The organism is Yoonia litorea, assembly GCF_900114675.1.
GTDB lineage: Bacteria > Pseudomonadota > Alphaproteobacteria > Rhodobacterales > Rhodobacteraceae > Yoonia > Yoonia litorea.
Window position 1 is genome coordinate 194,506 of sequence record NZ_FOZM01000003.1, and the last position, 14,147, is coordinate 208,652.

Consider the following 14,147-nt stretch of genomic DNA (forward strand, 5'->3'; position numbering starts at 1 on the left):
CGGCTGAAAGACCAAGGGAGGGACACCATGCACTTCGGCCTCACCGACGAACAACAGATGATCGTCGATACCGTGCGCACATTCGTCGAGAACGAAATCTATCCCCACGAAGACCTTGTCGAGCGCACAGGTGAAGTCCCCAAAGAGGTCGCTGACGAGATCAAGCGCAAGACGATTGAACTAGGCTTCTATGCCTGCAATTTTCCTGAAAGTGTCGGTGGCGCGGGCCTGTCCCATTTGGAATTCGCGCTGGTCGAGCGTGAGTTGGGGCGCGGGTCTATGGCGCTCAACCATTTCTTTGGGCGGCCTCAGAACATCCTGATGGCCTGCGAGGGTGACCAGAAAGACCGCTATCTTTTGCCTGCGGTGCGCGGGGAACGGATGGACGCGCTCGCCATGACCGAACCCGACGCCGGATCGGATGTGCGGGGCATGAAATGCACGGCGGTCCGGCAGGGCGGCGATTGGGTGCTGAACGGGTCGAAGCACTTCATTTCAGGCGCGGATCACGCGGATTTCTTCATCGTCTTCGTGGCCACCGGCGTTGATGAAACCACACGCGGACCCAAAAAGCGGATTACCGCCTTCCTTGTGGATCGCGGCACGCCTGGCTTCGAGGTGCGCGAAGGCTACAAGTCCGTCAGCCACCGTGGCTACAAGAACTGCGTCCTGAATTTTGACGACTGCCGCCTGTCTCATGCGCAAGTATTGGGCGAGGTGGACGGCGGTTTTGCGGTGATGAACGAATGGCTCTATGCCACGCGGATCACGGTCGCCACCATGTCTGTGGGCCGCGCGCGGCGCTGCTTTGACTACGCGCTCTCTTACGCGGCTGAGCGCAAGCAATTCGGCCAGCCCATCGGCAAGTTTCAGGGCGTCAGCTTTCAGATTGCCGATATGATCACCGAGATCGACGCCGCCGATCTGCTGACCCTGAACGCGGCTTGGCGGCTTGATCAGGGCCTGCCCGCCAATCGTGAAATCGCCTCCGCCAAGGTCTACGCCACAGAAATGCTTGCCCGCGTGACAGACGCGACGCTGCAAATTTACGGTGGCATGGGGCTGATGAATGACTTCCCCATCGAGCGTTTCTGGCGCGACGCCCGCGTCGAACGTATCTGGGACGGCACCTCGGAAATCCAGCGCCACATCATCAGCCGCGAGCTCCTGCGGCCTCTGGGCGCCTGATGGATCGCCTCGGGCGGCTTTTCCGCCCCAAGTCCATCGTGGTCATCGGCGGCGGCGCATGGGGCGAGGCCGTGCTCCGGCAATGCCAGAAGATCGGCTTTGCCGGAGACCTCTGGATGGTGCATCCGACAAAGGAGGACATCGCGGGTCTGATTCCTTATCGGTCGATTGCCGACCTGCCTCACGCTCCTGATGCGGCCTATGTCGCGGTCAACCGCCTTGCCACTATCGATGTGATCCGAGACCTTGCCGCTATGGGTGCAGGTGGCGCGGTCTGCTTTGCATCGGGTTTCAAGGAGGCCTCCGCCGAGGACGCCGACGGCACCAATTTCCAGACGGCCTTGCTGGAGGCCGCAGGCGATATGCCGATTATTGGTCCCAACTGCTATGGGTTCCTCAACTACCGCGACGGCGTTACTCTCTGGCCTGACCAGCACGGCGGCAAGCGGGTCGAAAGCGGTGTGGCCCTGATCACCCAGTCCTCGAATGTCGCGATCAATCTGACCATGCAGAAACGCGGGTTGCCTATTGCCTATGTGGTAACCGTCGGCAATCAGGCGCAGACGGGGCTGTCAGAGGTCGGCAAGTCGCTACTCTCGGATCCAAAGGTCACGGCTCTCGGGCTTTATATTGAAGGCATCGACGACCTCGCGGGCTTCACCGAACTTGCGCATTACGCACAAAGCATCGGCAAACCTATCGTCGCGCTCAAGATCGGTCGGTCCGAGCAGGCACAAAAGGCCGCCGTGTCGCACACCGCCTCGCTCGCGGGCAGCGACGCAGGCGCGGACGCACTTCTGGCACGGCTGGGCGTGGGACGGGTGCGGTCGCTCTCTGCGCTGCTGGAGTCGCTGAAACTGCTGCATGTCCTAGGGCCGCTGCCCTCAACCGCGATTGCATCAATGTCGTGTTCGGGCGGCGAAGCAAGCCTGATGGCCGATACCGCCCATGGCACAGAAATCAGCTTCCCATCGCTCACTGACACGCAGCGCCAGCAGCTGCGCGCCACCCTCGGCCTGCTGGTCGCCCTGTCGAATCCGCTCGACTACCACACCTTCATCTGGGGCAACGAGGACGCCATGGCCGCGACCTTCACCGCCATGATGACGCCCGCCGTGGCACTCGGGATTGTGATCCTCGACTTCCCCCGCCCCGACCGCTGCACCCATCCCGATTGGGATCTCGTCTGCAACGCCGTGGCCCGCGCGCAAGAGGCCAGCTGCCAGCCCGTCGCGATCCTTGGCTCGTTGGTCGAGAACATCCCCGAAGAGGTCGCCGAACGGCTCATCACCCAAGGCATCCTGCCATTCTGCGGGCTGGACGAGGCGCTGGAGGCGATCACTGTTGCAGCTTCCCTCGGGCGCATCGCGCCAGACTGGACACCAGCACCGCCACCAGTGATTCGCGCTGGCCAAACCCTCACCGAAGCCGAGGCCAAAGCCGCCCTAAGCGCCCACGGCATCCGCACACCAACCGCGATCCGGACTACGCGCGCTATCCTCTCAGAGGTAGCCGCGCAGCTCACCTATCCCGTGGTCCTCAAAGGCGAAGGCATCACGCATAAGACCGAGGCAGGGGCTGTGGCGCTCAATCTCGCTACACCGGAAGCGGTGAAAAATGCCGCCGTCGCCATGCCAACTGACAGCTTCCTTCTGGAAGAGATGATCACTGGCACGGTTGCGGAACTCCTGATCGGCGTGGTCCTCGACCCCGCACATGGCTACGTGCTGACCCTCGCCGCAGGGGGCACTCTGACGGAAATCCTGAACGACAGCGTCAGCCTGATCCTGCCTGTCAGCGATGACGATATCGGGCGAGCCCTCGCGCATCTCCGCATCGCCCCGCTGCTGCGAGGCTACCGCGGGGCATCACCCGCCAATCTGCAATCCATCATCGACTCTGTCCTCGCACTGCAGGACTATGTGCTGACACACCACCCCTATGAGGTCGAAATCAACCCGCTGATGTGTGGGTCCGACCATGCCACCGCCGCCGACGCCCTTATCACGACAGGAGAGCCCGATGACTGACAGCCCGATCAAGACCACACGGCGCGGCCATGTCCTTGAAGTGACACTCGACCGGCCCAAGGCCAACGCGATCGACTTGGTGACCAGCCGGATTATGGGGGAGATCTTTACCGACTTCCGCGATGATCCCGACCTGCGCGTGGCGCTTGTGACGGCTGCGGGCGATAAATTCTTCTGCCCCGGTTGGGATCTGAAAGCAGCCGCTGAGGGCGACGCAGTTGACGGTGACTACGGCAAGGGCGGCTTTGGCGGCTTGCAGGAGTTGCGCGGGCTGAACAAGCCGGTGATCATGGCGATCAATGGCATCTGCTGCGGGGGTGGGCTGGAACTGGCGCTCTCGGGTGACATCCTGCTCGCCGCGGACCATGCCACCTTTGCCCTGCCGGAAATCCGGTCCGGCACCGTGGCCGACGCGGCTTCGGTTAAATTGCCCAAGCGCATCCCCTATCACATCGCGATGGAAATGCTCCTGACAGGGCGCTGGATCGACGCCGAAGAAGCCGCCCGCTGGGGCCTCATCAACCGCGTGGTGCCTGCGGATCAGCTTATGGCAGAGGCACGCAAGATGGCCGACCTCATCGCCTCGGGGCCACCGCTGGTCTATGCCGCGCTGAAAGAGATCGTGCGCGAGGCCGAGGACATGAAGTTCCAGGACGCCATGAACAAGATTACCAAGAGCCAGTTTGAAACGGTGGAGCGACTCTATCGGTCGGAGGACCAGAAAGAAGGCGCACGCGCCTTTGCCGAGAAACGTGATCCGGTCTGGAAGGGGCGGTAGACGGTTTGTCGCAGGGGGCGGGCAGGCCAAGACCAGACAGCAACGTCAAAAACATAATACAAATCAGCATCTTAAAATAAACCAACAAAAATAATCAGGAATACTTGCTATTTCCGATACTTTTTGTCAGGTTCCGCCGCGTGATAAACATCAACGCAGGGGAAACAAATGCGTCCATCACTGAAAGCTTCTCTGGCCGTGACCACCGCTGTTGCGTCGCTGGCCTCCGGCGTCGCAGCCTATGCTGACGGCGAACTGAACCTCTACTCGTCGCGTCACTACGACACTGATGAGCGTCTGTATTCTGACTTCACAGATATGACAGGCATCACCATCAACCGCATCGAAGGCAACGCCGACGAGCTGATTGCCAGAATGCAGGCCGAAGGTGCGAACTCGCCAGCCGATATCCTGTTGACCGTCGACAGCTCACGTCTTGAGCGCGCCAAGGACGCTGGCATCCTCCAATCCGTTGACAGCGACGTGCTCGAAGCACGCATTCCGCAAAACCTGCAGGACGCCGACAACCAGTGGTTTGGCTTCAGCCAGCGTGCGCGGATCATCTTCTACGACAAGAACGACGTCGAAAATCCGCCAATGGATTACGTTTCACTCGCTGACCCGGCTTACGAAGGCATGGTCTGCCATCGGTCATCCACCAACGTCTATTCGCAAAGCCTTCTGTCGGCCGTGATTGAGAACCATGGAGAAGAAGCTGCGAAAGAATGGGCGCAAGGCATGGTCAACAACTTCGCTCGCGATCCACAAGGGGGCGATACTGACCAGTTGCGCGGTTTGGTCTCTGGTGAATGCGATATCTCGATCTCGAACACCTACTACTTCGCCCGCGCGCTCCGGAAAGACGTAGACGGTCTCGGTGCCGAAGATATGGCAAACATCGGCTGGGTTTTCCCTGCCCAGAACGCGGAAGGGGCGCATATGAACCTCTCCGGCGGTGGCGTGGCTGCCAACGCACCAAACCGCGACAATGCCATCCTGTTCCTTGAGTACCTCGCCTCAGATCAGGCGCAGGAGTACTTCAGCGCAGGTAACGACGAATATCCAGGCGTGCCTGGCGTGGGTCTTGCGCCATCAGTTGCCGCATTGGGTCTCTTCCGCCCCGACGCGGTTGATCTGAGCGCCGTTGCCAAGAACGTCCCAACCGCGCAGCGCATCTTTAATGAGGTTGGCTGGGAATAAGGCCCCACGCATCCACTCTAAACTGGGCGTCACTGCGGTGACGCCCTTTTTTGTTCACGTTAGTTGCTTCTGGGATGGCCTTATCAAGCACGGCCTTTGCCGATCCGGCGGCACAGCAGAACGACAGGGATCAACCCGATAGCGGCAATCACAAGGCTCGGCACCGCCGCCCCTTCGAGCCGCTCGTCAGAAGCGAGGCGATAGGCCTGCACTGCCAGCGTGTCATAGTTGAAGGGGCGCATGATTAGGGTGGCGGGTAGCTCTTTCATCACATCGACAAACACGATCAGCCCTGCCGTCAGCAGGCTAGTGCGCAAGAGGGGAAGATGAATCCTGCGCACCATCCCCGGCATGTCTTGCCCGAGTGTGCGCGCGGCGGCATCCATATTGGTGCCGACGCTGGCGATCCCGCCTTCATAAGCGCCGATCGCAGCCGCCAAGAAGCGGATCAGATAGGCAAAGATCAGAAGCCAGATCGAGCCGGTAAACAGCAGACCCGTCGAGATGTCGAAATTGGCCCGCATCCATGCATCCAGAGTGTTGTCAAACGCCGCGAAAGGCACCAACAGCCCTACAGCAATAACACCACCCGGCACCGCATAGCCGATCCGCGCCAGATAGAGTGCTGCGCCGGTGGTCCGGCTATCCTTCGCTCGGTGCAGTGTGCCAAGGACGAGGGCTGCAAAAACGGCAAGTGCCGCCGCGATACTCGCCAACATCAACGAATTTCGGATGAAGCCTAGATAGCGAGGGCTGAGAAGGTCTTGTTCCGATCCAACTGCCATTGTGCCCAAAGCCGCAACTGGCAAGATAACTCCCATGAGAATTGGCAAGAAGCAGAAGAAGCTCGCGACAATCCTTTGTGTGCCGCTCAGCTTGATCCTTTGCATCGGCGCATTCCGGCGTCCGTTTGCGTACTTTGCGCCGCCGCGTGATGTTCGCTCGAGAATTGCCAGGAATAATGCAAAGGCGAGCAATCCCAGGGCGAGTTGCGCAGCTGCGGCCCGGTCGGCCATCGTGAACCAGCTCGTGTAAATCCCGACAGCAAAGGTCTGCACGCCGAAGTAGGCAACCGTGCCAAAATCGGCAATCGTCTCCATCGCAACAAGCATAACGCCTGATGCAATAGCTGGACGTGCCATAGGGAGCGAAACAAAAAAGAAGGCATTGAGCGGAGACTGCCCCAATACCCGCGCCGCCAAAAAGGTGCTCGCCCCTTGGGCTGCAAACGCAGCGCGCGCGAGCAGATAAACATATGGATAAAGCACCAAAGTCAGCATCAGTGCTGCACCGCCTAACGACCGGATTTCAGGGAACCAGTAGTCGCGTGGCCCCCATCCTGTCAGGTCCCGCAGCGTTGTTTGTACTATACCCGGATGGTCAAGAACGTGCGTATATCCATAGGCCAGCACATATGCCGGAAACGCCAGTGGCAGTGCCAGTGCGATTTCCATCCACCGTCTCCCCGGAAACTCTGTCATGGTCACCAACCATGCGGCCCCGGCCCCGATTGCCGCGCTGCCGATCATCACAAGTGCGACAAGGATCACGGTTGTCAGAGTGTAGCGGCCCAAGACCGTGTCAGCCAAATGGGCCAACGTATCAAATGACCCGGATGCAGCTGCCGTGATCACCCCGATGTAAGGAATAACGCAAATGATAGTGACCAGAACGGCAACCACGCCGAAGACACGTGTCATCGGCGACTTACTTTTCCGGGGTCTGAACGCGGTGGTTGTCATGCCTCGGACCTACTCTGCAGGCGCGTTCTGAGCAAGTTGACAAGACGACCGATGCGGCACTAGCACGCATACCGATGCACCAAAGTGACGCAGTTGTGTCTGGTGACTTCTGACGCGTCATGTTTCACTGCGCGCGAAAACTTGATGAGGCGTTTGATGTTCAGAAAAATTGGTTTGGCGTGTGCTTTGGCTGTGTGGCCACTTTCCGCTGTTGCGCAAGAGCTGTCAGAAGACCGGGTCAAGGAGCTTGCGCTACAGGCCATCCTTGAAAACCCGCAGATCATCATAGAGGCTGTCGCCATCCTTGAGCAGGAACGACAAGCTGCACAGATGGCCGCTGGTGCTCAGGTCTTGCAAGAACGCCGCGACTTTCTGGAAGGTGACCCCAATGCGCCATACGTAGGCGCCGAAGAGCCGACAGCCATCGTGGTCGAGTTCTTCGACTACAACTGCCCTTACTGCAAACGCGCTGCGGCCGATGTGAAGGCGTTGTTGGGTGACGATGAAGATGTCCGTGTCGTCTATCGTGAATGGCCAATTTTGGGTGAAGGTTCGGTCTTTGCGGCGCGCGCTGCACTTGCTGCCCGTGAACAGGGAAAATACGAGGAAATGCATTGGGCGCTGATGGAACTTCGCGGCCGGGCCGAGGAGGCGTCCATCATCGCGGCTGCACGTGATCTTGGGCTTGATATCGACCGGCTACGTGCTGACATGGAAAGCGCGGCTGTGACGACGCACATTGAGGACACCCGCGAACTCGCGCAGGCGCTTGGAATTACCGGGACACCCGCGTTCGTCATCGGCGATGCGGTCGTACCAGGAGCAGTTCCGCTTGAGGATTTGCAGAGTTTTGTTGCGCAGGCCCGTTCTGAGTAGCGAGTCTTGAAAGGTCCCCCTTGACCTTCCAGTGAGTGGAACCTTTATGTAGGTGGCGACCGGAACAACAGGACGCCGCCAAAATGTCTCAGACAATCAAAATGCAGCTCAATGGTCTGAATTGCGGATCATGTGTTGGCCGCGCCGAAAAGGCACTTTCAGAGGTTGAAGGTGTATCGGTGGTGGCGGTCAATCTCGCGAACGCAAATGCGACTGTGATATATGATGCCCCTGCCAACCCTGCTGCGCTGACCGAGGCGCTGGATGCCGCAGGTTATCCCGCCACCCTTGATCAGGTCGTTCTTGACGTGGAAGGGTTGAACTGTGGCTCCTGCGTTGGTCGCGTCGAGCGGGCCTTGGAGGGTGCGGAGGGCGTTTCGGAAGTTGCGGTCAGCCTCGCATCCGAAACTGCCACGGTGAAGTACGTGAATGGTGCGACAACGCCCCAGATACTTGCAGGTGTCTCGACACAGGCAGGCTACAAGGCCAAGCCGCGCATCGATGCGACAGTATCAACCGAGCGCAAAAGCGCTGAGGCTGAGGCCCTTTCTCGTCGGGTTCTTGTTGCTGGCATTCTGACACTGCCGGTTTTCATCATGGAAATGGGCAGTCACTTTGTTCCGGGCATGCATCATCTGATCGCGCAGACAATCGGGTTGCAGACAAGCTGGTTGATCCAGTTTGTGCTCGTTACTCTTGTGCTTGCATGGCCCGGGCGAATTTTCTTTGAACGCGGCATACCCGCGCTCCTAAAAGGTGCACCGGATATGAATGCCCTCGTTGCAATCGGGACGCTGGCCGCTTGGAGCTTCTCGACCATCGCGACATTTGTCCCATCACTTTTGCCGGAGGGGACGCGCGCGGTCTATTATGAGGCTGCGGCAGTGATCGTGACGCTTATTCTATTGGGGCGCTGGTTGGAGGCGCGCGCCAAAGGGCGCACCGGTGAAGCAATCCGTAAGCTTGTCGGCCTTCAGCCCAAAACGGCTATGGTCGAGATTGAAGGCGACGCGCGCGAAGTCCCCATTGATGAGATCTCGGTCGGCCAAATCGTGCGGGTCCGCCCAGGTGAACGTGTGGCGCTTGATGGCACGGTTGTGCGAGGAAGCAGCTTCGTCGATGAAAGCATGATCACAGGTGAGCCTGTTCCTGTCGAAAAGGTGGAGGGCCAAACTGTGACGGGTGGGACGGTGAACGGGGCAGGGGCCTTTAGTTTCCGCGTGACCAAAACTGGCGAAGACACAATGCTTTCGCAGATCATTCGGATGGTCGAAGACGCACAAGGGGCAAAGCTGCCTATTCAGGATCTGGTCAACCGTATTACGATGTATTTCGTGCCAGCAGTGTTGGTTATTGCTGCGGTAACTATCGGAATGTGGCTGATTTTCGGGCCTGATCCGGCCTTGAGTTTTGCGCTTGTCGCCGGGGTTGCTGTCCTGATTGTGGCCTGTCCTTGTGCGATGGGACTTGCGACGCCGACATCGATCATGGTCGGCACAGGACGCGCGGCTGAAATGGGCGTCTTGTTCCGCAAAGGAGATGCGCTTCAAGCACTTCAGGACGTGAGTGTCGTAGCCTTTGATAAGACAGGCACGTTGACGGAAGGTCGCCCGGCGCTCACGACTTTTGAGGTGGTTGACCATGATGCTGACGCGGTTCTGCAGAAGGTCGCGAGCGTCGAAAGCCATAGTGAACACCCGATTGCTCAGGCGATTGTACGTGCCGCCAAGGAAAAAGGGTTGTCAATTGCCGCTCCGCAAAAATTCAAAACGCTGACGGGTTTTGGAATTGAGGCCGGTGTCGGCGAAAGTGAAGTTCTGATTGGTGCAGATCGTTTGATGGTCAAACATGGGATCGACCTCGGCGCATTGAGCAACTTGGCCGAAGAAATCGCCTCGAACGGTGAAACACCGCTTTATGCCGCGATCGATGGCAAGCTTGCCGCGCTTATCGGTGTCTCTGATCCGGTCAAAGAGGCCACACCAGCAACCATTGCCGCGTTGCATCGTATGGGAAAGCAGGTTGCCATGATCACCGGCGACAATGCTGCCACGGCCAAGGTGATCGCAAAACGCGTCGGTATTGATCATGTGGTGGCAGAGGTGCTTCCAGATGGGAAGGTGCGGGCAATAAATGCCTTGCGCGACGAACATGGAAAGATCGCCTTTGTCGGTGATGGTATCAACGATGCTCCGGCGCTCGCTGCTTCTGATGTCGGTATCGCGATTGGAACTGGCACAGATGTTGCCATTGAAAGTGCCGATGTTGTCTTGATGTCTGGTTCGATTGGCGGGGTGGTGAACGCTTTCGAGATCAGCCGCAGAACCATGCGGAACATCCGTGAAAACTTATTCTGGGCCTTCGCCTATAATACTGCCCTCATCCCGGTTGCAGCAGGCGTGCTTTACGTGTTCGGCGGGCCACTTCTGTCGCCTATGCTTGCGGCGGGCGCGATGGCTTTGTCGAGCGTCTTTGTCCTGTCAAACGCTTTGCGCCTGGGTTGGGTGCCAAAAGTAGAGGCCGCAGGATGAACATTAAAGAAGCTGCCAAACTCTCTGGCCTGCCAGCCAAGACCATCCGCTATTACGAGGATATCGGTCTGGTAAAGCCACTTCGCGACAATAACGGGTATCGCGCTTTTCGCGAAACCGATACGCACAAACTGACCTTTCTGGGCCGTGCGAGGGCGCTGGGTTTCACGATTGAGGATTGCCGCAATTTGCTGGCTTTATGGGAAGATCGTTCACGTGCGAGTGCAGATGTTCGTGCAATCGCACAGGATCATTTGAATGAGATCGAATCCAAGATTGCGGATCTGCAAGACATGCAGCGGACCCTTTCGGAGCTTGTCGAAAGTTGTGCCGGGGATGACCGGCCTGATTGCCCGATCCTTCAAAAGCTTGGACAAGAAGCCTAAAAAAAGCGGGCCCGTTGGGGCCCGCTGATCATTGAGCGCATTTACATCAGGCTTTGCACGTTGATGCCGAATGTGACGGCGCCAATCACCTCGCCTGTGTCGGGATCCGTGATCGGAAGCGATGCCTGCGATTGATAGAACCCCGTGCTGTCGTCGAATTCCACATCACTGATATGTAAAGCCTCGGGCCCGACCAGATAGGTTTGCTGCCACTTTGCCTCGTCGCCCTGCCAGTAATCAGATGTTTCGACGCTCTGGGCCACGTTGAGACCTTTGTTGTCCATCACGAACACCTCGGTCACAAAACCTGCCGTCGCGTCCTGTTTTGTCCGTAGCCATCCGGACACGTCGCTGCTCAGAAGACGATTGATGAGTGGACCCCCGCCTTCACCAGCTTCCGCGCGCCATTGCTGATCAAGCGCGACAACCGCGTCTTCATTCAGGTCGCTGTGCGCCATATTCTGCGATTGCAGAGCCGCGATGACGGCAGGATCAGTCATCCAGCCGGCAAGCTCATTGCGCGCGTAGGCTTCCAGCGGGATTCGATAGACGTCGTCCTGTCCCGGAGTTGCGATAAGGTAGAGCGTGATTGCATTATTCATCGCCACAGAAAGTCGCGCTGTCAGGTCCGCGGAAGCCTCAACGTCCGCAACCGTCGGCGTATTTCCGGCAATGGCATTGTCATAGATGCCGCGCACACCACGCCAGACAGTGAAGATTTCACTCAAGCGGTCTGAGACCGTCTCATTCGGGGGCGGGTTGATGCCTGCCGCCGGAAAGCCATCGCGCAACGCAATAAGCGTTCGATCAAACAGATCGACAGTTTCGGCAAGTTCCGCGGCAGTTGTCTCGTCTCCGGTTCCGGCGGCCAACTGGCACATGGCGCGGGTCATACGATATGCCAGCGCCCGCTGACGGACCGCGAAATTGAGAACGGTCGCATCGCTTTGCAGCAACGACTGTGGATCGGCATATTGCCCGGACACATCGGATGCCGTCTGTTCAGTCTGGGCGAAGAGTTCAGCATAGTTTGCCGCAATGATGGTGGCATCTGCGCTTTCTCCAGCCCCAGTCGCGAGATTCTGTGCGGCAGAAGCGAGCGGTTTCCAAAGGTCGGCAGTGGCTTGAAGTGACGTCAGCGTCCGTGCGCGGCGTTCAGGTCCGGGCATACCAAGTGCAGGATCGCCATCAATCAGACCTGTGATAATCGCGCTGAAATCTTCTGATGCATTCTTGAGTTCTGCGCGGGCTAGATCGGTGCCGATGCCAGCATCAATTCGGCAACTGGCCGATGCGACAGCTTCGGTGAGTGAGCGCAAACTCGCAGAGCGGCTAACGCGCGCCTTTCCACCGTTTGCAACTTCTGTATTTGCAGTCTCGGCGTTGGCGATTGTGGGTTGCCAAAGCCCGGTTGTGGGAAATGCAATGACAGCCAAAGCAAAGATCAAAGCCTGGCTGCCACCTTTAGCATTCGCAAATGTCGTGAGAACAGATCGTTGAGATTCAGAATCCCGGTTGTGCATCGTTGGTTCCTATCTTTGTAGGGACGTGCACGCGCATTTTGCCCTACCAACCTTTGGCCAAAGGAATACTCATTAAACAACACGCAGTTATAACATCGGAAGGAAGCGCCCAATACGCGGGCCGTCCGGCTCATGGCCAATCGCAGCCATCAAGAAGCGACAATCGTAAAAGAAAGCGGCAGGCATCTGCGTTGATGCCTGCCGCTCTGGATGGAAAGACTTAGCTTTCAGTCGTGCTTGCGATCCAGATTTCGACACGGCGGTTGATACCGCGTCCACGCTCTGAGACGTTGCAGGCAGATGGTGCAACTTCACCGTAGCCTTTTGTCACCATGTTGATGCCAGCAAGGCGGTCGCCAGCAGCGTCGCGGATTTCATCCAGCACCGCACCTGCGCGCTCAATGGCAAGGGCACGGTTGGCTTCGAACGGGCCGACATCGTCGGTGAAACCAACAACGGCGATCTCTGTCCCGACGGGCATGTCCTCAAGATATGCGATCAGACGCTGCAAATCGAGACGGCCACGTTCGTCGAGGCGGGAGGAGCCTGTCCGGAAGCGGAACGTTGTCGACAAGCGGTCGTAGTTAGACATTTCGGTGAGCATGTCAGACATGATTTCGCCTTCGAAACCGATGTCATAACGCTGTGTCTCCTGGATCAGGGCTGCACGACGTGGGTCATCTTCACCTTGGCTGCGGCGAACGATACCCAGATCGATAAAGCCGGATTTGCCGATCACGCTGTCAGCTTCGTTCGACATGACGTAGTCGAGGAAAGCTTGCGCGCTATCATCCAGATTGTCGGAGCGATTGTAGAGATACATACGACGGCTGAGTTCGTATTCCTCGGTCTTGGCCGAGAACGCATCAGGCTGTGTCGAGATTCCGCACTCGTTCAGCAGCTGAACGGGCTTGGCGCCACGCTGGAACGCATAGCCAAGGTAGCCGATGGCGTTGCGGTCATGGAACATGACGTTCGACATGGCCTGATCATCCGCTGCAATGGCTTGCGGACGGAACGCTGGGCGGTCCTCACCATAAAGATACGACATGAAGTAGTCATAGGACGCCGAATTTTGCTCGTGTGAGATCACATTGATTTCGCGGTCAGGGCCACCAACTTCAGACCAATTGGTGATCTGTCCGGAGAAGATGCCGGCAAGCTGTTCTGACGAAAGCTGATCGACAGGGTTCGAGTCGTGTGTGACGACGACCATGCTGTCCACCGCAATAATCCGTTCTTGCGTTGGGCTCACCATGCTGCCAGCGCCATCTGCGCGGAGTGCGCGAGCTTCGTCCTGAGTGATACGACGAGATGACATACCGATCGCGGCGTCACCTTCCAGCAGTGCCTCGAATGCATTGTCATCATCCGTGGACGAAACGAGATAAGAACCGATCTCGTCGCCAAAGCCACCATCGTCAATCAGCGTTGCAATCGACTCGCCAGCGGCGGAGTTTGTGATTTCAGCATCCGCATCCAGCGAAGCGGCAAAGCCGGTCATCAGCAATGGCATCATGCCAAGGCCGATTGCTTCAGAACCCACGATTGTTACATCGGCGGAAGCTGTTTCAAACGTTGGACAAGCAGCACCTTCACAAATCACGCTGCTTGCGGCGATCCGCAGATCACCCAAGGCGGTCCGCAGAACGTATGTTTCATTTTCAAACGAAATAAACTGACCGGTGACATTGATTGTGCCATCGGTCGATACCAGCGTAACATCCTGTGCCAGCGAAGCTGACGGTGCCAAGAACGCGGAGGCGAGAGCCAGGCTCGCCGCAGACGTCTTGAGTGTTTTCTTAAGCTTCATCGCCAAAGTCTTCTCTCCTCTATCGTTTCAGAGCCTTCCCGGGCCCGTCGACCGTTGTTGTGATTGAGGGTGTCGGAATT

General features: G+C 58.0%; 10 protein-coding genes. 7 read left to right on the forward strand and 3 right to left on the reverse strand.

Annotated features, from left to right (window positions below; translation table 11 throughout):
• The first annotated feature begins 27 nt into the window (after positions 1 to 27).
• The 4 genes from BM316_RS14130 (at position 28) to BM316_RS14145 (ending at position 5,196) form a co-directional block, all read left to right on the forward strand.
• Positions 28 to 1,188, forward strand: a complete 1,161-nt coding sequence (locus tag BM316_RS14130) for an acyl-CoA dehydrogenase family protein (protein ID WP_090209899.1) — start codon at positions 28 to 30, stop codon at positions 1,186 to 1,188.
• Complete coding sequence (locus BM316_RS14135; RefSeq protein ID WP_090209902.1) at positions 1,188 to 3,218, forward strand: acetate--CoA ligase family protein; 2,031 nt, start codon at positions 1,188 to 1,190, stop codon at positions 3,216 to 3,218. The genes BM316_RS14130 and BM316_RS14135 overlap by 1 nt, the downstream gene beginning before the upstream one ends.
• Entirely contained in the window at positions 3,211 to 3,996 is a 786-nt protein-coding gene (locus BM316_RS14140) for a carnitinyl-CoA dehydratase (protein ID WP_090209904.1), read from the forward strand. The genes BM316_RS14135 and BM316_RS14140 overlap by 8 nt, the downstream gene beginning before the upstream one ends.
• Before the next feature lie 168 nt (positions 3,997 to 4,164).
• A complete protein-coding gene (locus BM316_RS14145; protein WP_090209906.1) occupies positions 4,165 to 5,196 on the forward strand; it encodes an extracellular solute-binding protein in 1,032 nt (343 codons plus the stop codon).
• An 83-nt stretch (positions 5,197 to 5,279) separates the two neighbouring features.
• Here the strand turns inward: BM316_RS14145 and BM316_RS14150 are convergent, their stop codons facing one another.
• Positions 5,280 to 6,896, reverse strand: coding sequence for an ABC transporter permease (locus BM316_RS14150; protein ID WP_090210412.1), 1,617 nt, complete (start codon positions 6,894 to 6,896; stop codon positions 5,280 to 5,282).
• A 198-nt stretch (positions 6,897 to 7,094) separates the two neighbouring features.
• Between BM316_RS14150 and BM316_RS14155 the strand changes: the two genes are divergently transcribed.
• The 3 genes from BM316_RS14155 to cueR all read left to right on the forward strand — a co-directional run bounded on the left by BM316_RS14155 (position 7,095) and on the right by cueR (position 10,731).
• On the forward strand, positions 7,095 to 7,814 hold the full coding sequence (locus BM316_RS14155) for a DsbA family protein (protein ID WP_090209908.1): 720 nt from the start codon (positions 7,095 to 7,097) through the stop codon (positions 7,812 to 7,814).
• An 83-nt stretch (positions 7,815 to 7,897) separates the two neighbouring features.
• Complete coding sequence (locus tag BM316_RS14160; RefSeq protein WP_090209910.1) at positions 7,898 to 10,345, forward strand: heavy metal translocating P-type ATPase; 2,448 nt, start codon at positions 7,898 to 7,900, stop codon at positions 10,343 to 10,345.
• Positions 10,342 to 10,731 (forward strand): Cu(I)-responsive transcriptional regulator, encoded by a 390-nt coding sequence (cueR, locus tag BM316_RS14165; RefSeq protein WP_090209912.1) that lies wholly within the window; start codon positions 10,342 to 10,344, stop codon positions 10,729 to 10,731. Before BM316_RS14160 ends, cueR begins: the two co-directional genes overlap by 4 nt.
• Before the next feature lie 41 nt (positions 10,732 to 10,772).
• Here the strand turns inward: cueR and BM316_RS14170 are convergent, their stop codons facing one another.
• Both BM316_RS14170 and BM316_RS14175 read right to left on the reverse strand, forming a co-directional pair.
• Positions 10,773 to 12,254, reverse strand: a complete 1,482-nt coding sequence (locus BM316_RS14170; protein ID WP_090209915.1) for a type IV pili methyl-accepting chemotaxis transducer N-terminal domain-containing protein — start codon at positions 12,252 to 12,254, stop codon at positions 10,773 to 10,775.
• A gap of 220 nt (positions 12,255 to 12,474) precedes the next feature.
• Positions 12,475 to 14,067 (reverse strand): phosphate ABC transporter substrate-binding/OmpA family protein, encoded by a 1,593-nt coding sequence (locus BM316_RS14175; protein WP_090209917.1) that lies wholly within the window; start codon positions 14,065 to 14,067, stop codon positions 12,475 to 12,477.
• Between the last annotated feature and the right edge of the window lie 80 nt (positions 14,068 to 14,147).

Coding starts and splice junctions, on each gene's coding strand:
- BM316_RS14130 (WP_090209899.1), top strand. CDS start 28: ATGCACTTCGGCCTCACCGACGAACAACAGATGATCGTCGATACCGTG.
- BM316_RS14135 (WP_090209902.1), top strand. CDS start 1,188: ATGGATCGCCTCGGGCGGCTTTTCCGCCCCAAGTCCATCGTGGTCATC.
- BM316_RS14140 (WP_090209904.1), top strand. CDS start 3,211: ATGACTGACAGCCCGATCAAGACCACACGGCGCGGCCATGTCCTTGAA.
- BM316_RS14145 (WP_090209906.1), top strand. CDS start 4,165: ATGCGTCCATCACTGAAAGCTTCTCTGGCCGTGACCACCGCTGTTGCG.
- BM316_RS14150 (WP_090210412.1), bottom strand. CDS start 6,896: ATGACACGTGTCTTCGGCGTGGTTGCCGTTCTGGTCACTATCATTTGC.
- BM316_RS14155 (WP_090209908.1), top strand. CDS start 7,095: ATGTTCAGAAAAATTGGTTTGGCGTGTGCTTTGGCTGTGTGGCCACTT.
- BM316_RS14160 (WP_090209910.1), top strand. CDS start 7,898: ATGTCTCAGACAATCAAAATGCAGCTCAATGGTCTGAATTGCGGATCA.
- cueR (WP_090209912.1), top strand. CDS start 10,342: ATGAACATTAAAGAAGCTGCCAAACTCTCTGGCCTGCCAGCCAAGACC.
- BM316_RS14170 (WP_090209915.1), bottom strand. CDS start 12,254: ATGCACAACCGGGATTCTGAATCTCAACGATCTGTTCTCACGACATTT.
- BM316_RS14175 (WP_090209917.1), bottom strand. CDS start 14,067: ATGAAGCTTAAGAAAACACTCAAGACGTCTGCGGCGAGCCTGGCTCTC.